The 20142-nt window shown below is 51.4% G+C and carries 16 protein-coding genes; 6 read left to right on the top strand and 10 right to left on the bottom strand.

From position 1 onward, the window contains the following. Positions 1–5: 5 nt before the first annotated feature. The 6 genes from GZZ87_RS16790 to leuB form a co-directional block, all read right to left on the bottom strand. Positions 6–1262 carry a hypothetical protein gene (locus GZZ87_RS16790; RefSeq protein WP_162025405.1) on the bottom strand — a complete coding sequence of 419 codons (1257 nt, stop codon included), beginning with the start codon at positions 1260–1262 and terminating at the stop codon, positions 6–8. 50 nt (positions 1263–1312) lie between these two features. Further along, positions 1313–1858, bottom strand: a complete 546-nt coding sequence (locus tag GZZ87_RS16785) for a hypothetical protein (RefSeq protein ID WP_162025406.1) — start codon at positions 1856–1858, stop codon at positions 1313–1315. A gap of 16 nt (positions 1859–1874) precedes the next feature. Then, positions 1875–2180, bottom strand: a complete 306-nt coding sequence (locus GZZ87_RS16780) for a hypothetical protein (protein WP_162025407.1) — start codon at positions 2178–2180, stop codon at positions 1875–1877. A gap of 317 nt (positions 2181–2497) precedes the next feature. Continuing rightward, positions 2498–5311: an alanine--tRNA ligase gene (gene alaS, locus GZZ87_RS16775; protein WP_162025408.1), complete on the bottom strand. Its 2814-nt coding sequence runs from the start codon at positions 5309–5311 to the stop codon at positions 2498–2500. 55 nt (positions 5312–5366) lie between these two features. Then, positions 5367–5771 (bottom strand): GxxExxY protein, encoded by a 405-nt coding sequence (locus GZZ87_RS16770; RefSeq protein ID WP_162025409.1) that lies wholly within the window; start codon positions 5769–5771, stop codon positions 5367–5369. 25 nt (positions 5772–5796) lie between these two features. Then, positions 5797–6897: a 3-isopropylmalate dehydrogenase gene (gene leuB / locus GZZ87_RS16765; RefSeq protein WP_162025410.1), complete on the bottom strand. Its 1101-nt coding sequence runs from the start codon at positions 6895–6897 to the stop codon at positions 5797–5799. A 472-nt stretch (positions 6898–7369) separates the two neighbouring features. On the opposite strand from leuB, the gene GZZ87_RS16760 reads away from it, so the two are divergent. After that, a complete protein-coding gene (locus GZZ87_RS16760) occupies positions 7370–7579 on the top strand; it encodes a hypothetical protein (protein WP_162025411.1) in 210 nt (69 codons plus the stop codon). A gap of 694 nt (positions 7580–8273) precedes the next feature. Here GZZ87_RS16760 and mgtE read toward each other — a convergent pair. From mgtE to GZZ87_RS16740, 4 genes are all read right to left on the bottom strand, one after another. After that, positions 8274–9599: a magnesium transporter gene (mgtE, locus tag GZZ87_RS16755; RefSeq protein WP_162025412.1), complete on the bottom strand. Its 1326-nt coding sequence runs from the start codon at positions 9597–9599 to the stop codon at positions 8274–8276. Then, positions 9596–10453, bottom strand: a complete 858-nt coding sequence (locus GZZ87_RS16750; RefSeq protein WP_162025413.1) for a CBS domain-containing protein — start codon at positions 10451–10453, stop codon at positions 9596–9598. Before GZZ87_RS16750 ends, mgtE begins: the two co-directional genes overlap by 4 nt. Continuing rightward, positions 10450–11331, bottom strand: a complete 882-nt coding sequence (locus tag GZZ87_RS16745; RefSeq protein WP_162025414.1) for a mechanosensitive ion channel — start codon at positions 11329–11331, stop codon at positions 10450–10452. The genes GZZ87_RS16750 and GZZ87_RS16745 overlap by 4 nt, the downstream gene beginning before the upstream one ends. Before the next feature lie 97 nt (positions 11332–11428). Then, entirely contained in the window at positions 11429–12736 is a 1308-nt protein-coding gene (locus GZZ87_RS16740) for an HlyC/CorC family transporter (protein ID WP_162025415.1), read from the bottom strand. 542 nt (positions 12737–13278) lie between these two features. On the opposite strand from GZZ87_RS16740, the gene GZZ87_RS16735 reads away from it, so the two are divergent. From GZZ87_RS16735 to GZZ87_RS16715, 5 genes are all read left to right on the top strand, one after another. Next, positions 13279–13725 carry a hypothetical protein gene (locus GZZ87_RS16735; protein WP_162025416.1) on the top strand — a complete coding sequence of 149 codons (447 nt, stop codon included), beginning with the start codon at positions 13279–13281 and terminating at the stop codon, positions 13723–13725. Positions 13726–13806: 81 nt separating this feature from the next. Beyond that, positions 13807–14244: a hypothetical protein gene (locus tag GZZ87_RS16730; RefSeq protein WP_162071474.1), complete on the top strand. Its 438-nt coding sequence runs from the start codon at positions 13807–13809 to the stop codon at positions 14242–14244. Between the two features lie 58 nt (positions 14245–14302). After that, the gene (locus tag GZZ87_RS16725) at positions 14303–14824 is read left to right on the top strand and encodes a hypothetical protein (protein WP_162025418.1); all 522 of its coding nucleotides are present in this window, start codon (positions 14303–14305) and stop codon (positions 14822–14824) included. A 227-nt stretch (positions 14825–15051) separates the two neighbouring features. Beyond that, the gene (locus tag GZZ87_RS16720; protein WP_162025419.1) at positions 15052–15696 is read left to right on the top strand and encodes a GyrI-like domain-containing protein; all 645 of its coding nucleotides are present in this window, start codon (positions 15052–15054) and stop codon (positions 15694–15696) included. A 681-nt stretch (positions 15697–16377) separates the two neighbouring features. Continuing rightward, positions 16378–19851: a DNRLRE domain-containing protein gene (locus GZZ87_RS16715; protein ID WP_162025420.1), complete on the top strand. Its 3474-nt coding sequence runs from the start codon at positions 16378–16380 to the stop codon at positions 19849–19851. The last annotated feature ends 291 nt before the right edge of the window (positions 19852–20142 follow it).

Below are 20142 nucleotides of genomic sequence, written 5' to 3'. Positions count from 1 at the left end.
TTTAGTTAAGAGTTGACGGCTTCTGATGAAGGAAAAAATTGCTCATCTGCCATGCTCTCTAGCAGATGCTGTGTAGTGGTTTCGCTTTCGCCGTAATTCTTGAAGTCTTCTGGCGAAATGGAGCTACGCTGGCTCAGTGCGATCGAGTTGCGCAGTATGCGAATCAATTGAGCGTAGTTGAGCGTGTGCCGTGTCTGTATTAGATAATCGATGCCAGCGTCGGAGATGCTCTTCACGCGCAAGAACGGGTGTGCTGTGCGTAAAGCACTTAGTAGATTGAGGCAGATCGGACTGATGTCTTCGCTGCGTTCGGATAGATCCGGAATCGATAGTGGGTTGAATCGCTTTTTGATGGATTTGAAGATTTCAGAGACTCGATTGGGTAGTAGATACTCGCACCCGTTTTCATATGCGATGATCAGCCGCAGGTGGGGATTGCGTAGGTGCTCCAAGTGTTGAATGAAGAGCTGTATGGCCTGCATCGAGTCTTCGTTGAGGTCGTCGATTTTTCCAAGATAGCAGAATGACAGTTCTTTGTTTCGATTCGCGCTGCTCTCAATTTTCTCAAGCGTATCGAGGCTGATTTCATCGTTCTCGATGACGCACATATTGTGGCGGTCTGCATTGGCCTGGAAGTTGATTTCGCGTGCCACGATTTCAAATTCTGCGCCTTCGTTGCCGTTGAGTATAATAGCGGTCTGTTGTTTTGCGGCTTGTTTGATCGATTGGATGAGTCCTGATGTGGCGGCGCTGTGTGCGGTTACGTAGCGGGTCGTGGTGCCTGGCTCTTGCGCTTGTGTGGTGTGCTTCTTCGGTATCTTTAAGCGTTTGTGGGCTTGTGTGGCTGCTCTTGTAAATGGTGACTGTGTGTAGGACTTTCTGTTGTTGCTTCGCTTATTTGGAGAGCTGTTGTCTTTGAGTGCTGATTTGATTCGTGTCTTTGCGCGCTCTGCATGTGCAGGTAGCAGGAAGAATTGGTGCAACCCGTCTGGTTTTTCGATGTGTGACTCTGTGTCCACACTGGCATGGTTTTGGAATCCGATGAGCCTGAGTTCGGGATGTGCCGCTTTGAGTTGACTGAATGTCTCTGATGGTAGTGCGACGTGTAAGTCGATCAGCACGGCATCTGAGTTTTGCGCAGGTAGGTCTGCATCGATCAATGAATCGAATTCTGTGTAGAATGTCGTGTCTTGGCCAAGCTCTCGAAGTATCAATGATAGCTGGCTTTTGGCTATACGATCTTGTGTTAGGACATGGATCATGCGTTAACTCTGTGCTTCAGAGTTTTAAGGAGGTGAGTCGTTCGACTCGTTTAGTAGTGTGTGCCGCGGAAAGAGCGTGTTGGTCGCGGGCGTATCGCGCGTCGAGTTGGCATTGCTGCTGGAGCCGGTTCAGGAGCTGCAGCAACTGGTTCAGGCGCAGTCGCTGGTGCTTTAGGCGTTTCTGGTGTCGGGCTAGGTTCCGCGGGTGTGCTGGGTTCCATCTCGGCTGCTTCAGCTAGCGCAGCACGTAACTGCCCAAGTGCCTTGGGCGTAATATGCTTAAGGACCATGTTGGTGACCATGCGCAGCGAGACTAAGTTAACCGCAGGGTCGACGCAGACGAGTAAATATACGTTACGGCTACGACGTAGCTGGATATATTTTTGCGGGAATTTCAGCAAGTAGTCGTCACAAGGCACATAGTTTTCATCGACCGCTTCGTAGAGTGCAGCAACTCGTCTGGAGAGGTCATCTAAGAAGTCGTCGAGGAAGAAGTCCGGTAGAGCGTTGTGGAGTAAGTTTCCTTTTTTATCTAAGATACATGCCCCGTCGACTCCCGGGAGTTCTAGCACATTTTTGATTATCTTTGTTAACATGGTATTCAAATAATGGTTACAGGAGTTGTCCTAGGATATCTTCTACGTTGGCTCGGTTGTCGCAGAGCACCCCGAGGTTGCCATCTTCTTGAGGAATGCAGACCGCGTGTGTTTTTGAGCTGCTCAGGTGAACTTCTTCGATCGAGTCCATGCCGAATGGCTCGCCGATCATGTCCGCGACCTGTGTGATGTAGCCTAATATACTACCAAACACTTCAAGGTCGTCGCTGGTTGCTTCGATTATATTGCCGTTTGTATTGGAGGCAATAGCGCCTATGAAGCCTTGCTCTGTGAGCTCTTTCAGATCTGCGTTATCAAACATGTGTTGCGAATAGCAGGGAGAATGCCAGCTGTCTCTTTAGGTCTGTATTAGCAACCAATTTACAAGTTTGATTCGAGGATCGTCTCTGTTTGAGCTCAAATGTGCATCTTTTTTGGCAGGTGATTTTATATTTTATGCTTTTTGTTCATTCGGATGAGCAAAAATATTCAGTTTAGTTTATCCTAAATTCGGAAGTAGACTTAGGTTCAGTTACAGATCGTGAACGGCTGGCATTCTGTCAGTATGCCCTTGGAAATTAGGACAAAAAAAGGCTCACCGTGCATGGTGAGCCTTTTGTGTAATGGTAGATGTCTTACTTACGCTCCGAGCGTCTTCTTTGCTTCGGCTTCTAGTTCGCTTATCTTCGCGCGATCAGATGCTGCGCCGCGTGCCATGTCTGGCTTGCCGCCACCTTTACCTCCAGCGATGGGTGCGAGGGTTTGGATCAACTTGCCTGCTATGAGGCCTGCTGATTTGGCGGTGGCTCCACAGAGTGCGCCGAGGTAGAGCTTCTCACCGTCGTCAACGATGCAGAACGCGGCGTTGGCGAATTGGCGGCCTTTGAGTCCGTTGAGCAATTCTTGCAGTAGGGCGGCGGGGCCTTCGGCATTGAGCACCAGGTTGCCCTCTAGATCTTGCTCAGCGATTAGGGCCGTGGCGATTTTCGCTGCACCCGCTGCTTGAGCTTTTTTGACGGCTTTATCGGCATCGACGGTTGCTGCTTTGAGGCCCTGGACATTCGCAAGAATATCCTTAAACACTTTGTTCTTTTGCTCAAAATTGCCTTCAGCGAGCATGCCTGACATGACATGAGGCATTTCGGGGAACTGAATGGCTTCCGCGTCGAGGGCAACTAATTGCTTGTTGCTGGCTTCGAGTTTTGCACGCAGTTCTTTTTCTTCGGCAACGGATTTTTCGACAACACTGCGAACCCAATCGTAGGCGGCGGTGCCGCAGAGTGCTTCGATGCGACGGATGCCGGATGCGATGGCGCCTTCGGATTTAATTTTGAACAGGCCAATTTCTTTGGTGTTGCGCACGTGTGTGCCACCACAGAGTTCCATTGAGTCGCCATCAAGCTGCTCGCGTTGGCCGCCGATTTGCACGACGCGCACAAGGTCGCCGTATTTATCGCCGAAGAATTGTTGGATGTCTTTGCGATCTTTGATGTCGGCGTGTGGGACTTCCTTCCAGCTGACGGGCTCACCCGCTTCAATGCAGGCGTTGACCTTGAGCTCAATGGCATCGATCTGATCCTGAGTGAGCGCGCCGGAGTTGAAGTCGAAGCGCAAGCGTGTGCGGCTCACCATCGAACCCTGTTGTGCGGCGTCGGTGGAAATGAGTTCGTGCAGCGCTGTGTGTAGCAGGTGCGTGGCTGTGTGGTGTGCTTCGATGGGACGACGACGTGTCGGATCCAAGCGGAGGCTCACTGCGTCGCCGACTGCGACCTGCGCGTCGAGTGGTAGGCTATGTGCGCGTGCGGCGCTGAGCTGTTGCACCGCGCTGACGGGATACTCGGTGCCATTGACGGTGAGCGTGCCTTGGTCGCCGAGTTGGCCACCCATTTCTGCGTAGAACGGTGTGCGGTCGGTGATGACCAGCAGGGCGTCGTCTTGCTTGTGAATTTCAAGCACCTTGGCACTGCTCTCGTCTTCCTCGAAGCCAGTAAAATCGGTGTGCGCATCGGTCGCGATGTCCGCGGCGCGCACGAGTTGTTGTGTGCGAGCCTTGCGGGCGCGGTTACGCTGCGCTTCCATGTGCTTCTCGAAGGTTTGCATGTCAACCTTGAGCCCGCGCTCGGCGCAGAGCAATTGAGTGAGGTCGATCGGGAAGCCGAAGGTGTCGTAAAGTTTGAATGCAAATTCACCGCAGAGCTGCTTTTTGCCGTCAGCGATTTCCTGCTCGAACATGGTTAGGCCACGGTCGAGGGTTTCGTTGAAGCTGGCTTCTTCGCGCTGGAGATTTTCCTTGATCGCATCAGCGCGCTTTTTGAGTTCAGGGAAGACCGCGCCGAATTCTTCGACGAGAGTATCGACGAGTTCTGGAAGGAATGTCTGCTGGCTGGAAAAACCGAGTGTGCGACCATAACGCACGGCACGGCGCAGGATGCGGCGTAGCACATAGTTGCGGCCGGTGTTGCCGAGTAAAATGCCGTCGGCCAGCGAGAAGGAGAGTGTGCGGATGTGGTCAGCAATCACGCGGAAGGCGATGGCCTCTTTCATCTCGGTCGAGAGCTTCGACTTATCGCTTTCGACGGATTCCGGATAAATGTCTTTGTAAGTCTTGCCGCTGAGCTTTTCGAGTGTGCGGAAGATTGGCTGAAAGACGTCGGTCGCGTAATTGGTTGGCTTCTCGGAAAAGTCGGTAAAGCCCTTGGTGTTTTGGATCAGTGAGCAAGCGCGCTCAAAGCCCATGCCGGTATCGACGTGCTTCGCCGGGAGATCGCGGAACGTGCCGTCGGCCTCTGCGTTGTATTGGATGAATACGAGGTTCCAGATCTCAATACAGAGGTCGGAGTCCATGTTGACCAGTTTGCCTTCGCTGTCGCCGTTTGGCGTCAGGTCGACGTGGAGTTCGGAGCAAGGGCCACAGGGGCCGGTTTCGCCCATCATCCAGAAGTTGTCCTTCACGTTGCCGTTGATGATGTGCTTCTTCGGGTCGAGTCCTTTGCTTTCGAAATGCTTCGCCCATAAGTCGTAAGCCTCTTGGTCGAACGAAGACGGGTCGCCTTCGGAGGGGGCATACACAGTCGCGTAAAGGCGCTCCGCTGGCACTCCCCAGACATCGACGATCAGCTCCCAACCCCAAGCAATGGCTTCTTTTTTGAAGTAATCACCGAAGGACCAGTTGCCCAACATTTCGAAGAATGTGTGGTGATAGGTGTCGTAACCCACATCTTCCAAGTCGTTATGCTTACCGCCTGCGCGTATGCACTTCTGCGTGTCTGCCGCACGTGGCGGCGAGTAGGGCGCCTTCTCGGTGCCGAGGAAGTAGGGCACGAACTGATTCATCCCCGCATTGGTAAAGAGCAAGCCAGGCGACTGCGGCATGAGCGAAGCAGACGGCACCGGGGTGTGTTGCTTCGAAGCAAAGAAGTCGAGGAAGGATTGGCGAATTTCGGAGGATTTCATGATGAAAGGATGTGCGGGGAGTTTGGAACCGCGAATGGGCGCGAATATACGCGAATTAGGATGAATGGTTTTCGAGAACGATACGTTCCCATTCTAGCTTAGGGCGTCTGAAGTTGATGATTAAGCCAGTTTTTAGACCAGTGATTTTCAAATAGTTGAGCATCTGGGCTCGTTCGATGTTGGTAATTTTATCGATGACTTTGGTATCAATAATCACTTTCGCGAACGCGATGAGATCTGGGATGTAGTCACCCACGTTGACTGTTTTATAGAGAACAGGGAACCGTTTTTGCTGAACAAACGGAATTTCCCTGAGTTCAAATTCAACAGTCATTGAATTTTCATATGGTTTCTCGACTAATCCACTGCCTAATTCATTCAGCACCTCAAAGGCACATCCCATAATTTCATAGACCTCTTTGGCATTCGGCCCATTAAATTCGCGTGTATTCGCGTCCATTCGCGGTTCCTCTTGGATTTTCTGTTTACAGATTTGCAAGCACCGCAGCGGCCATTTCTTTGGTGCCTACGGAGTCGAGGCCGAAGGCGATGTCGCCGGTGCGAGTGCCACCTGTGACGGCTTTCTCGACTGCGGCTTCGATTGCGGCTGCGGCTTCGTTTTCGCCGAAGCTGTAGCGGAGCATCATTGCGCCGGAAAGAATCTGTGCGCAAGGGTTGGCGATGCCTTGACCTGCGATGTCAGGTGCGGTGCCGCCAGATGGCTCATACAAGCCGAACGGGAAGCCGAGGCTGTTCTTCTCTGCGCCGAGGCTGGCAGATGCCAGCATGCCGAGGGAGCCACAGATGACACCCATTTCGTCGGAAAGAATGTCGCCGAACATGTTTTCAGTGAAGAGCACGTCGAATTGATTCGGGTCGCGAGCGAGCTGCATCGCAGCGTTGTCGACATACATGTGGCTCAGCTTGATCTCTGGAGCATTCTTCGCGAAATATTCAGTGACCACTTTGCGCCAGAGGACAGACGTCTCGAGGACGTTGGCCTTATCGACGGAGCAGACGCTACCGCCGCGTGCTTTGGCAGTGTCGATTGCAACCTGAGCGATGCGCTCAATCTCGCTGGTCTTGTAAACCATAGTGTCGATCGCTTGCTCTTCGCCGTTTTCAAGCGTGGTGGTTGACTTCGGCTGACCGAAGTAGATGCCACCGGTGAGTTCGCGGATGCAGACGATGTCGATGCCGTTCGGGATACGATTGTCCTTGAGCGGCGACGCTTCGGTCAATTGCGGGTAAAGGAGACCTGGACGAACGTTCGCGTAGAGCGAGAAAGCCTTGCGGATCGGTAGGAGGGCCGCGCGCTCTGGCTGCTCTTTGGGTGGGAGGCTTTCCCACTTTGGTCCACCCACGGAGCCGAACAAGATGGCTTCCGAGTTTTCGCAGATTGTTTTGGTGCTGTCTGGGAAGGCAACGCCTTGGTTATCAATCGCGATACCGCCGATGTCGGCTTGTGCGTAATCGAGCGCGAAGCCGAACTTGTCGCCAGTGGCTTTAAGGACGTCGAGAGCGACTTCCATGACTTCAGGGCCGATACCATCACCGGGGAGAACTGCGAATTTGAGTGTTTTCATATTAAAATCTGCGTAAATTTGGAAAAGCGGAGTAATTTGCCGCGCAAACCGCTGGCTTCAAGCCTTTTCGGGCACCTTCGCTAGGGGCAGCTTATTCGACGATTGTTCCAGAGTCGCTGTGCGGAGCCGCATATTGGCGCTTAACGATCGCATTGAACTCAAAAATAGAGGGAATCCGTCTGGTTCGAACCCATCAGAGTGGTGAAGCGTGAAAAGTGTAGTCGTATTCCTTCAGGTGCTCGACCGATACGGCAATCGATATCATTTCCTCCCAGCGGGTGGCGACCGCCTGAAGGAAGACGCTTGCACTTCAGACCCCAAAATCCGGAAGAGGGGCGCTGCGACCACGCTGTTCATTGAAAATTACAATGCTTGATGCGCAACGGTATAGTCCCTTTGGTCATTCTCCCACTCCTTGCAGCACACAAGCTCAACCTTGACGAAAGAATGAAATTTCATTCTATTATGGGATATGTCGCCTCTCGCCACAGCTAAAGATTTTGACAAGGACTTCGTAAGCGCCCGCATTCAGGCTCGCCGCGAAGATCAACTTGCTGTGCAATCTGGCAAAGCGACGCCTGCTCAAATCCAGCGTAAGAACTCGATCCTACCGCAGGACTTTTGGAGTGAAGCTGAGATAAACTGGAACGCTTTTGCGATTGATTCGAGAGCGCACAGTTAAGGACTACCTCGACCTTGAAGATCTTCAGGATTTGGCAGTGATTGCTGAGCGTCGTGACGAACCGTCTGTTTCCCTTGGAGAAGTTAAACAGAAGCTGCAAGGGGATGGGCTCCTATAGCGTCCGACTGAAGCGGTCGGCGGAGAAGGATTTACGTCGAATCGATAAGGGCAGAGTCCTTAGCATTATCGCAGCGATTGAACCTAAATACGGCAGTAGACTTAGGTTCAATTTTAGAAACCACGAATGCACACTAATTTACACGAATCTGATGAGTCGCCAATATGGCGAAGTTTAAATTTAATGAAGCTCTGAGGTATTCGAGGGGAGATGCTTTGAATATGAAGTGTTTATAGATTTTCATTCGTGTTGATTCGTGTCCATTCGTGGTTCAACTCATTTATTAAGGTTGAAGGTTTGGAACAGAACCCAAGACCAGAAGGGTATCGAAAGCTCGTCGGTTCAGATTGTTCTTACAGAATACGAGTCGGTGATTATCGATTAGCCTTCTGTCTCAAAATATCTGCAACTCGAGTGAATTGGTTGCCTGGCTGCTACGCTCTTAATCTTACTCTTTATCGTAATCATAATCTAAACGTTGAAATAGAAGGCCCCACGGACCTGTTCAGAGGATTGAGATTATGAGTAAGATTATGAGGTCGGAAATCGTTCTATTTCTATTTGTGAGACAGTCTTCTAGCCCACTTCGAGCATGCCTGACAGTGCGGTGGCGATGCCGAGGAATGACATAAAGCCGGCGATGTCTGTGACGGTCGTTAAGATGATCGAAGAGGAGAGCGCGGGATCTTGCCCTACCTTTTTAAGGATGATCGGCACGAGTGCGCCCGCGGCGGCGGCAATCGTCATCGAAGTGATCATGGCGAGTGCGATGATCAGGGCCAGGCCGGTGCTGCGACTCCAGACGAGCACACCGAGCCCGCAGGTGATTGCGGTGACGACACCGTTGATCATTCCAGCACTGATTTCTTTGATCGTAACGCGTAACCAATGGCGCACCGTGATCTCGCGCAAGGTGAGGCCGCGCATCGTGACGGCGAGGGCTTGAGCACCGGTGTTGCCGGATTGTCCGGCCGCGATGGGCAGTAGAATCGCCAGAGCAGTATATTTGGCGATGGTGTCTTCGAACATCCCGACGACGGCGGCAGCGAGGAAGGCGGTGAGCAGGTTGATCTGCAGCCAGGGGAGCCGCTTCTTAACGGCGAACCAACTGCTGGAAAGTGCGCGCTCTTCTTTGCTCACACCGACCATGGTTTGCATGTTGGTGACGAGATCCTCGCGCAGGGCATCAATCATGCTTTGACCTTCGATCGTGCCGACGAGTTTGAAATCAATATCCACGACCGGGAGTGAGTCGAGGCGGTGCTTGTTGAGCTTGTCAATGGCTTCGTCTTTCGGATCAAGGGCGCTGACCCAGACTTTGATCGGGAGCGCGAGTGATTTTAGCTTCCGGCTTCCGTCGGCGAGTGCGATGCGTTGAATGTCGACTTGGCCGGTGAGTCGCATCGCATCGTCGAGTAAATAGAGATGATGCAGGGCTTCGATCTTTTGTTGTTTGATCTGAGCAATGGCTTGATCGACGGTGACCTGCTCATCGAATGCGATGATATTGGTCTGCATCAGGCGTCCTGCGCAGTCATCTGGATACTCCAGTAGATCCTTCAGCTCCTTGGTGACATTGACATCCATCAGGGCGAGGTAGCGCTCGCGATCCGAGGGCTCGAGGCGACCGAGGAGTGCGGATGCGCTGCCGATCTCCATTAAACTGAGCAGGGCCGCGGATTGACTCTCAGGCAGTTGTAGCAAAATCGCATCGGCGATGCCATGGCTCAATTTTTCAAAGAGTGGCACCAAGGCATGATTGGGCAGGTCGACGAGCGCGATGGCCGCTTCGCTTGCAGGCATCGTTGCAATATGGCGTGCCGCATCGTTTGGGAAATTGACGATGAAGGCTTTGTTGAGCTCGTCGATATGACGTGAGGGAGCGGTCGTGGTCTCAGTCATTTTTCAGAGCCTTTCAATGTCTGTAGATCGGATGCGACAAACTCTTTCATCGATAGGAAAAGTGCGAGCAAGGAGCGGCCGTAGCCTTGGGCGATACCAGCCATGAGCTCGGGTTGCTCGGCTTGGGTGGTTTGCTCGTTGAGCAATTCGATGGCACTGCGCAAATCGGCATGGCGTAGCACGCCGATAAATTCTTCATTGCGGTTGAGCACGGCGATCTGTTCGTGTTGCTTCCAGATCGAGTGTGTGGCGGCTTGGCGGATGTTCATGCGCCCTTGGATTGTTTTGCAGGTGCTATTTAGCAGTGATGCGATGGGGAATTCATTGGGGCAGCGTAGTAACTCGACCAAGTTAAACTGGCCGACCAATTTTCGCTCTCGGTCGATCACGAAAACGAATTTGGAAGGTGCGTCCTCCTTGGTTGCTTTGACTATGCGAAGTGCCTCTTCGGCATTGGCATCATACGGCACGACGATGACGGAGTGGTTGATGTGGGCGCCGACCATATCTTCCGCATAGCTGAGCATTAGAATGCAGCTAACCCGTGTTTTCACTGGGAGTTCTGCGATGAAACGCTCTCTTCGTTTATTGGTCAGGCAGCGGAGGATGCTGCCGATATCCGTGACGGGGAGGTGACGTAGCATTCCAATGCCTGCCTCAAAGGGCAGTTTTATGCAGATCTCTGCCGCACGCTTACTCAGCATTTTTCGAAGCACTTGCGCCGCGTCGTGCGGTGGCATTTGTTGTAAGAAGTCGGCGACCTCTTGCGTGCTTTGCTGCTCCAGTATTTCAGCCGCAGCTTCTGGGTGTGATCCGATGAATGCGCGCGCGAGCGCTATTTTATGCTCACTCATTTCGATTCGCTTGCGTCTGCGGCAGTTGATGTCGACGGTTCCGTTACGGTGGACACGAGGGTGACTTGCTCATGGAAGAGTTTAGCTGGGATAATTGCCCGGCCGTCTTTGGTATCAAGGATGATACAGGTCTGTCTGATCTCTAGGATCTCGCCCTCGTAGCCAGCGAGCTTGATCGTTTCACCCACGCGACAATTGCGGCGGATGTATTGAGCACCGACGGTGTTGGCCACCATCCCTTTGGCACCTAGGCCGAAGGCGAGGCAAGCGCCAGCGAGTAAGATACCGATGACGATCGTCACCAACCATGTTAGGAAATGCATGTCCAAGCCCATGTGCTCCACGCCGATGACCCATGCCAAGATCAGGATCCCGATGCGCACGGCTTTGGCGAGCACTGCGGTTTGAGTCGCGCCGACTTTTAGGTCTGCATTGAACAGCAGTGATTGTGCAACGTTGCCGATTAAGTAGCCGCACAGGATAATAAGTAGGCCTGTTAAGATTTTAGGTAGGAACACCGCGATGCCTCCCATCCATCCGGAAAAGACATTCCATCCCAGCAAATTGGCACTGGCCGCGGCAAAAAATAGAATGACACACCAAAACACCACCTGCCCGATGATTCGGGAGTATGACTTTTTAAAGAGCTCGTTTTTGGTGTGGTGCTGCTTGAAGAGCTTTGCGGACACCGTATCAAAGGCGGTGACGATTTTTTTCGAAGCGATTCGTGCACAGTGGGCAACTGCCCAACCGATGAGCAGTAGCAGGAGCGCGCCAATGAGTTGCGGTAGATAGTCGGCGACGTGCTGTGAGAAATCTTGAAAGGTTTGATCCAGTGCAGATTTCCAACTGAAGGCGGAGGGGGATTCGTCGGGCATAGTTATTTAGAGGGAATGTCACACGGGGCGCGAACGTTGCACCGTTTGCTGCACCATGTGCTGGACAGTATTCCTATTTCAATTGAGGAGCAACCCGCTACGGTTTATTTTCTGAGGGTTCGTCGCTCGTTTTTTCGGGTTCTTCCGCGGCTGGCTTTTGTTCGCTGGTCTTGCGCACTTTAATGCGTTCAAGCTGATTGCGCTCCTTCTTGAGGATTTTGAACATCAGGTCATTGATCTCCAATATTTCGTCCTGATCCGGGATTCTCTGGATTTTTGCCATGACATAGCCGGCCAGTGTCGTCGCATCGTCATCCGATAATCCGAGCTCCAGTTCACGGTTTAAGTCGCGGATCGAGATGTCGCCGTTCACGTCGTAGGAACCGTCGCGGCATTTACGCACACGACGCAGGGTCGGGGTGTCGTGCTCATCGTCAATTTCCCCGAGGATCTCTTCGATAATATCTTCAAGTGTGATCAGTCCGCTAATACTGCCAAACTCATCCACCGCGAGGGCGATGTGTTTGCGGCTTTCCTTAAAGGCATTGAGCTGGTTTTTGAGGCGCGTCGTTTCCGGCACGAACCACGCCTCGCGAAGGTGTTGCTTCAGATCGAGGTCTTCCGGTTTGCCTTTGTGGTTTTCTGCCGCTTTGAACAAATCTTTCGAGTGTATCACACCGATTACATGATCCGGGCTTTCTTCCCAGACTGGTATGCGGGAGAGTGAACTATTGGCGACGAACGCTATGATTTCCTCAATCGGGTCGTCCGCATTGACCATGACCATGTCGCTGCGATGCACCATGATCGCTTCTATCTCGGTTTCCCCTAAATCGAAAATACCACTCAACATGTCGCGATCTTCAGTCAGCACATTGCCTTCCTCGTGATACATTTGCACGGTGCCGCGTAGCACATCGACGCCACTGATTTCTTCTTGCGGCGCGACTGACACGAGGGATAAGAAGCGGTTGACGATGGATTGAACGACTAGCGTGACTGGCGAGAGCACTTTAACGATGAGCACTAACAAAGGTGCTACTGCGAGTGACACCCGCTCTGCGTGGCGAACGGCGTAGGTTTTTGGCAGCACTTCCGCAAAGATGAGGACGAGCACCGTCATGATCGCGGTGGCGTAGGCGACACCAGTGGGGCCGAAATATTCGACCGCCAGCGCGGTGGCGATGGCCGATGCGGCAATGTTGACGACATTGTTACCCAGTAAAATCGCACCGATTAAGCGCTCTTTGTCTTCGCGCAGCTTACTGACCGTAATCGCTTTACGGTTTCCGTCCATTTTAAGACTGTGAATTTTTGCCCGCGAGACACTGGTCAAGCCGGTTTCAGATCCGGAAAAGAATGCTGAAATAATAATTAGCCCGAGGACAATTAGGAAAGGTATCATGATTTACGTCATATCTCTGGAGTAAATTATTTGACTAAGCAACTCCACTCTTTGCCTGAAATTTGCTGGCTGGATGCTGCGTGGCGTGAAGCTTTAGTGAACGTTCAGAGCTAAAGAGCCTCTGTCGTGAGCTGTTAAACTCAATAGCATTGCATCATTGATAGATGATCTTCAACGACTGTCCCAGAGCCGCTGCGCGGGTTCGCTTAATGACGCTTAATTATCGCTTAACCATCACGCTGAAGTTCAAAATAGCCGAGCCTCTGCGCGAGTATCTTGGTAGCGCGTGTCTTTAGACTGCGTTCTAGATCCACAGAGCCGATTCCATAAGCTGTTTATTTGAACCACGGATTCACAGGTATGCGCAGATCCTTGAGGGCTGCGAATGTGTGTTGGCTGGTTTTGATCATCCCGCTAGGATCATTGTCATTATATGGTGTTAGAGATTGGAGGAAATACATACGAATGGAACGTTTGACAGTGGGGGTGAGGGAATCATAACGTATAATTCAATAAGAACTTGTTTAGCGAAAAATATAATTATGAAAATTAATTTCCTTATCATTATACTGTTAACGAGTTGCTTAGCACACGCCGAGAATTATCCATTTATTCGAGATGATTCTGGCACCTTTAGCTATGCTGGTGGCCAGAGAACATTAAGCATAGAGAGCAGTGATATGGGCTTGAGCTATTCGTGGACGATGGAAACACCTACGATAGCAAAGACCATTGGCCCCAAGGAAGTAGTAGAGATCACCAGCGGTTGGTTTTTCTACGTGGAATCCGAGGATCGCACTTGGTTTTACAATGGGGATTCAAGGCTTGTTCTATTACAATTCAGCTATCCCGGAGGAGGTATATATAGTATTGATTCCAGTGGTGAGTGGTTGAAAAATCAAGTTCCATTGAATTTAGCCAAAATCCTGCCTCAAGCCATGAAAGATAAAATCATGTCCAGGGAAAAAGCTGAACAAAATAGGATATGACAATAGATTTCGCGCGCTCATCTATGCATACCTTCGACGTTCGGCAGAAAATTAAAAACAAGTGAACCTATGAATAAGCATATGATTATCAGATGGGCGATCCACTTGTCCGGCGCGGTCTGCACAGCCGGAACCGTCGCGCTGCTCATCACTTTCTGCTCGGAAGTGCTCTTTCGAGATCGAGGCGTTTTAGATCAGTCGCTAATGACATGGGAGGATTTCTACGGTGCCGTGATTACTACACTTCTTGCTATTGGCCTTCTTCTCGTTCCGCTGCGAGGCTTTTCGTTTCGATCAATCAGAGTTTGGCTGGGAGCGATTATGATGGCATCTGCACTGACGGCTATCACCTTTGTCCTGGCTGCCCCTGTCGAGCTGTCCTATTTTCACGCCGACAACTTCATCATCTCCGTAGGGATTCTCTCGTTCCTTGGTTTTCTCTGTGGATTTGCAGCCCAATATGGTAAGGCAGAACAAGCAGAACAAGTCGAAGATGGCGCCGCCGAACCAGCCCTTTGATTGAATCCGAGCATCACCCCAGCGCGCCATTCCTGTAACATTAGCCTGAAAATACACTATGAAATCGAAACACGTATCAGTGATCTTGGTCCTAGTCTTAGTCGCCATTCTTGGCACTAAGTTCTGGGTGTCGGGCCGGGGGTATTCTTCGGCCACTTTTGCGGGAAGCTCGTTTCATGCTGAATCGGCAGCGGATTGCATGAAAGTGTATTCAGAGTTCGAGGACTTTCTTACATTGGCAGGGTTTAGCAGGACCTCCTCTCCATCAGAACTGGATTCTTGGGCTGGGGTTCATAGTGAAGAAGGGCAACGGGTGTGGTTTTCGCGCCCAGCTGGTCGCGGTGAGCAACTCTACCTCTACGTCGACCTTGATGCCACTCACATACGAACCAGCATAAAGTGGGAGTATCATGGCTTTAAAAAAGGAGCTGCGGCTGCTCAGCGTGAGGCATTACGTTTCGCTTTGGAGGTCGATGGCTGGATGGGCACGATACCTGAGTATAATGAGTTGCCTGAACGCTTTCGAGTCGAGAAGCGCCAGGGGCTTGTGGCGAGAATCGCGCAATTACAAGAAGGCTAACCCGTCGTGGCACTCTACGATGTTGAAATCAATCGAGCGCCTACCACTAGGCAGAAATCGCTGTCCGATAAACTTAGCGAAATTGATGAGGCGAGGCGCTTAGGGCAACTCTCAGAGTCCGAATATAATGCTGTGCGGGCTCGTGTCCTTTCAGAGTAAGGTAATCAGTCGAAGTAACCTATTTCGCTAGAGCTCAGTTCTCTGTGAGTTTTAACCCCGTAACCCATATGACATCACCAACCGACAAGCATGAGTGGAGAAAGCGTGAGAAGGCGCTTTATATTCCCAAAGCAACGCCCGAGATCGTGACTGTTCCGGCGTTTAAGTTTATTACTTTAAGGGGCGCGGGGAATCCCAATGGCGCGGCGTTTGCTGAATGTATTGGTGCACTCTATTCGTTGGCTTATGGCATCAAGATGACTGCCAAGAAGCCGGGATGCGCACCCGCAGGGCATTACGACTATACCGTCTATCCACTTGAAGGTGTCTGGGACATTACCGATGAGGCGAAGCAGACTTTTACTGGGGAGATCAATAAGGATGATTTAGTCTATCAGCTAATGCTTAGGCAGCCTGACTTTGTGGACGATGCCTTTTATCAGGAGATCTGGGAGATGGTGAACAAGAAGAAGCCGCATCCACTTCTAGACAAAGTCCAGTTTGAGACGATCGAGGAGGGCCCGTGTATCCAGATGCTACATGTCGGGCCTTATGAAACTGAGGCCGCGACCTTTCAAGTGATGGAGGATTTTGCCGCTGCCGAAGGTGTTAAGCGCCTGTCCAAGTTACACCGCGAAATCTACCTTTCGGATTTCCGCAAGACCGCACCTGAGAAATTGAAAACCGTGTTGCGGTTTCAACTTGAGGGGTGAAGCGTAGATTCTCGAACCGTTAATGGACGTTCATGAACGTGAATCATTTCAACTGTCCAAGTGGCAATTGAGCTAAAGCAGGAAGTCGGTGCTGAGAAGTTACTTAAATATTTAATAGCAACTCGTGACTTAAACCGGTGAAAAATTTAACCGTAGTGTTCGCTGAGATTGTGGGAAGGCATCATACCACCTGAAAATGTCTCAGGGTGGTGTTAGCCGCATGTGTTGATGGTATCCTATTAACGTGCATTGACGTTCATTAACGGTTCAACATATTTTTAATATTAAATTCTGATCTTGTTCACGGAAATCTCGAGATCACGCCCGTAGCGGCGGATCAATTTCATCTCCTTTGGGGTGTCGTTCAATTTCGGTCGTTGTGTGAGTATATTTATAGGTCTCGTCGTGACTGTAGTTCTCTTATTGAGTCACTTTTTTCGTGGCTTCAGCCATCTTCCTCTTCGCCTAAAAGAGTCGTTATTGTTGTCCGTTAGGCCGTGTTGAAGGTGCTTAATCGCTGCGACGTTGATGCAAAATCTCAAGTGCACGCCTGCATTTGAAAGATGAATTTCTTCATGTGATTTGCGAGTTGAGCTAATTGAAGGCGAAAGTTGGTCTAATTGAATCTGAGTGTGATTGTCGCATTCAAATACCCCACAACATCAACCCCTTACTCCGATTATGTCTAGTCAGACTTATTTTAGACGCGCACTGCGTGCGTCCGCTGCGCTTTGCGCTGGGCTGAGCTTTACTCAGCATTCTCTCGCCGATATTCAAATCGGTGAACCTTATATTCTCGAAAGCCGTCTAGACGGTTGGGTCCTGCAAGAGCAGGGCAGTTCGCTCGGTCTTGCATCGGCACGGCATGACGGCAGTCGCCGTTTTATCTTTAATGCTGCGGGTGGGAATTTGTTCACGATTCAATCTGAGTCGGATGGCACTTATGTCACGGTCGCTGGTGGCGGTGTGACGGAAGGCACTTCAATTGGTCTGGAGGCATTGACCGGTGCGGATTCTCAACTCTGGGAAGTCGTAGATCTAGGTGACCAGCATATACAAATCGTCAATCCTGCGAGTGGATTGTTGCTGGGGCACTCCGAAGATACGACTCCAGAAAATCCGGTGGATCATGATGGCCTCGGTGTCTTGTCTGAAAAGAACGGTGAGTATGATCGTCAATGGCGTCCGTTTATTTCTGAGCATACGCCCACACATAAATTGGGCGTCAACCATTCGGGCTATGCGCCTGCACAGCAGAAGGTGGTGACTTTGACGCGTGATGCATTGGCCACGGTGAATTTTACCGTGACTGGTCCACAGCAACTCAGTGGTGTCATGAGCTATTGGGGCAACCAATGGGGGCTGCATTTCTATCAAGCGGACCTCACTTCTTTGACGACTGAAGGTCAGTATACCTTAACCGCGGACGGCTTAACACAGCATTTCACTGTGAGTGAAGATGCGATGCGCTCTGTCCGTGCTGAGAATGGCGGTGAACTGAGCTGGTCTGATTTTGTTGATGGGTTCTTGGCGACACAAGTGGTGCCGACTTCGGGAGATACCATTGATGAAGCAAATGGCGAAGAGTATAACGGCTATACGCAACTCACTTCGCAGCATACGCTGACGGGTGGTTTTTACGATGCGACGTCTCGCGATAGCAAGATGGCTCGCACTGGCACGGCTGCTAAATATTTGTCCTTATCTCACATCTACGCAGGCTCAACCGAGCAGAGCGCGACTTTGACTCCTGTGCTGCAGGATTTGGTGGATCACTTTCAGTTGGAGCAAAATACGGATGGTAGTTTCCCATTGGGTAAATTCCGTATTTCGCCGACGGTGTATCTGTGGAGCACGGATACGGATGCAGGCGTGACGGCACGTGTTGGCACTGGGCTCGCTCTATTGGCGCAGGCGCTCGACGGCGTCGATGCGACACGTTCGGCTGGGGCGCAGGCTGCTGCGGAGGATGCGTGGGATTATGTGCAGAGCTCTGTGGATGCCAATGGGCTGCCTAATAATTTTACGGTGTTGGGCAATAAGAACGGTGAAGATTACCGCGGTGCTCAAAGCAATGTCATCAATCTGGCGACGGAATTATATTTGCTGACCGGTGCTGCGGAATATGCGAACTATGCCGATGCGCGTATCTTAGAAGCACGTTACCAAGGCGGGATTTATAAGAACCTGAGCTCGGTAGATGACTGGCCGGGCGTGCATACGAATCGTCAACGTGATTTGACCGACTCGGGCTCTGTCTTGCATTTGAGCCGTTACCACTCAGTGGCTGCGAGCAATGTCGCTGCTGCGATCGAGGTGCAGATGGAAGATTGGAAGGACTACTGGATTGCAAACAATCCGACACCTTGGGGCGTGCCAGAGAATGCGGGTGCCGCGGCAGTCAGTAATGGCTGGAGCCGTAAGCTCACACATATCGGCCCGCAAATGCTGATGGTCGCAGATGTCTTCGGTTGGCAGGATGCGCGCGACTGTGGCACACGCTCTTGGGATTACATTCTGGGGAATAATGCCGCTGCGAGCAGCTATTACATGGGTGCGCGTGGTTCGGGTAGCCAGCCGCGCCTGAAAGATCCGACTGACGAATCGGTCGGTGGTGTGATTCCTGGCATCCAGGACGACAACGTTGGTGATGGCACACTTACGTTGCTCACCGCCACGGGAGATAGTGCAAAGGTCTCTGAAGTCGTGACGATGCATACCTTGCCGATGCTACTGACATCTGCTTTGGGTGAACGTGTGTTCCCAGTGGGTGTAGGCAATCACTCGCCTGAAGTCGTTGAAAATCCACTACAGACTGCGGATGCTCTTGTCGGTCAAACATTCGTCGCCGACCTCGTTGATCGTTCGTATGACCCAGATGGGGATGCGCTGACTTATACTTTGCTGTCCGGTCCAAGCTGGTTGGCGATTTCAAATGCGGGCCTCGCGACAGGTGTGCCAAATGCGGGTGAGTCAGGCTCCAATGTATTTAGCGTGCAAGTTTCAGACGGCACAGCATCGGTTGATTTCGACCTCGAAGTCTTTGTGCGTGAATCGCCTTACTTCGAAGCGCCTGCAGATCCTATTCTATTTGTGGATGTCGCAGAAGATACGTATTCGAAATCAAGCAGTGCGACGACGAACTTCGGGACACGTGCCTACATTGAAGTGCGCACACAAGCGTCGAATTCATTTTCGCGTAACAGCTTCGTGAAGTTCAGCGTGCCGACCGTGAATGGCACGATTCAAGACGTGAAGTTGTTCCTCTATTCGTTGGATGAAGGCGATGCGTTGGAAGTGTATAGTGTCGATTCCACATGGGATGAGGGCGCGTTGACTTGGGACAATCAACCGACCGCAGGTGCATTGGTGGGTAGCTTTGATCCTGAAGTCGGTATTTATTCCGGCCTTGATGTGACGAGTGCGGTGAGTGCAGACTCAACGGTCTCCTTTATGATTAAGGAAGTCGGTGATTCTGTTGGTCAATTGGGTTCACGCGAGGGTAGCCAAGGTGCGTTCCTTGAGGTGACTTATGTTGAACCGCCAGCCAATCTGCCTCCTGTCTGGAACAATTCGGTCTTCACGCAAACGGGTGCGACGGCTGACGTGGCATATACGTCGTATGTCAACTGGCGGGTGTCCGATCCAGAATCAGATGATTTGAACTATGTTAAAATCTCCGGTCCTGCATGGCTGTCGATCTCTCCTGATAATGGTAAATTGACGGGCACTCCAAGCGTGAGCGATGGAGGTGATAACGTCTTTTTCATTGAAGTCGATGATGGTATCAATCCTCCTGTGGCAGCTGAAATGACGATCAACGTCGACGTGCCAGCTGAGTGTTCTGTCTCGGACATTGCAGTGATTGCCGAGTCAACCAATGGCGGCAAACGTCATCGCGGCGTGGCGAGTCTTACAATCGTCGATGCTGTTGGGGATCCAGTCGCCGGTGCGACGGTTGATATCGCTTGGAGTGGTGCGATCGCACAAACAGTAAGTGTAGTCACTGATGCCTCTGGTGTCGCGACGCACACGTCGGACAAAGTGCGCAATCCGGGCACCTTCGTTTTGACCGTGAACTCAGTGACTGCAGCAGGGTTGATTTACGACCCGAATGACAACGTCGAGACCAGTGACTCGGCGACCTCGAATTAGTCAGAGCTCAACACGTTTCTTTCAAAGCCTCGGTTCTTTACTGAGCCGAGGCTTTTTATTACAGAGGATCCGGGAGAGAGGAACAACCTGATCAACAACCCAGAATGTAAGGAAACGTTGGCGGCACTGCGCGAGCTGTGTGATGCGGATTTAGTGAACTTGCTGAAGCCCGGGAAAGACTACGCGACTGAGTATCGACTGAATGAGCGTTTAAAAAAAGATGAAGTGACTGATGCTTGATACTGCTGCGCATCACGAATTGTGATTTCTAGCTTAACCCATTCGGGAGGG

Source organism: Lentimonas sp. CC4, assembly GCF_902728235.1.
In the GTDB taxonomy this organism is placed as follows: domain Bacteria; phylum Verrucomicrobiota; class Verrucomicrobiia; order Opitutales; family Coraliomargaritaceae; genus Lentimonas.
Note: the sequence above shows the minus strand (reverse complement) of the source record. Positions and strands in the feature narration are given on the sequence as shown.

Bases quoted from the DNA above. Each gene is read 5' to 3' on its own strand.
- GZZ87_RS16750 (WP_162025413.1), bottom strand. From the start codon at position 10,453: ATGAGTGAGCATAAAATAGCGCTCGCGCGCGCATTCATCGGATCACAC.
- GZZ87_RS16730 (WP_162071474.1), top strand. From the start codon at position 13,807: ATGATTATCAGATGGGCGATCCACTTGTCCGGCGCGGTCTGCACAGCC.
- GZZ87_RS16780 (WP_162025407.1), bottom strand. From the start codon at position 2,180: ATGTTTGATAACGCAGATCTGAAAGAGCTCACAGAGCAAGGCTTCATA.
- leuB (WP_162025410.1), bottom strand. From the start codon at position 6,897: ATGAAAACACTCAAATTCGCAGTTCTCCCCGGTGATGGTATCGGCCCT.
- GZZ87_RS16715 (WP_162025420.1), top strand. From the start codon at position 16,378: ATGTCTAGTCAGACTTATTTTAGACGCGCACTGCGTGCGTCCGCTGCG.
- GZZ87_RS16740 (WP_162025415.1), bottom strand. From the start codon at position 12,736: ATGATACCTTTCCTAATTGTCCTCGGGCTAATTATTATTTCAGCATTC.
- mgtE (WP_162025412.1), bottom strand. From the start codon at position 9,599: ATGACTGAGACCACGACCGCTCCCTCACGTCATATCGACGAGCTCAAC.
- GZZ87_RS16785 (WP_162025406.1), bottom strand. From the start codon at position 1,858: ATGTTAACAAAGATAATCAAAAATGTGCTAGAACTCCCGGGAGTCGAC.
- GZZ87_RS16720 (WP_162025419.1), top strand. From the start codon at position 15,052: ATGACATCACCAACCGACAAGCATGAGTGGAGAAAGCGTGAGAAGGCG.
- GZZ87_RS16790 (WP_162025405.1), bottom strand. From the start codon at position 1,262: ATGATCCATGTCCTAACACAAGATCGTATAGCCAAAAGCCAGCTATCA.
- GZZ87_RS16725 (WP_162025418.1), top strand. From the start codon at position 14,303: ATGAAATCGAAACACGTATCAGTGATCTTGGTCCTAGTCTTAGTCGCC.
- alaS (WP_162025408.1), bottom strand. From the start codon at position 5,311: ATGAAATCCTCCGAAATTCGCCAATCCTTCCTCGACTTCTTTGCTTCG.
- GZZ87_RS16735 (WP_162025416.1), top strand. From the start codon at position 13,279: ATGAAAATTAATTTCCTTATCATTATACTGTTAACGAGTTGCTTAGCA.
- GZZ87_RS16760 (WP_162025411.1), top strand. From the start codon at position 7,370: ATGTCGCCTCTCGCCACAGCTAAAGATTTTGACAAGGACTTCGTAAGC.
- GZZ87_RS16745 (WP_162025414.1), bottom strand. From the start codon at position 11,331: ATGCCCGACGAATCCCCCTCCGCCTTCAGTTGGAAATCTGCACTGGAT.
- GZZ87_RS16770 (WP_162025409.1), bottom strand. From the start codon at position 5,771: ATGGACGCGAATACACGCGAATTTAATGGGCCGAATGCCAAAGAGGTC.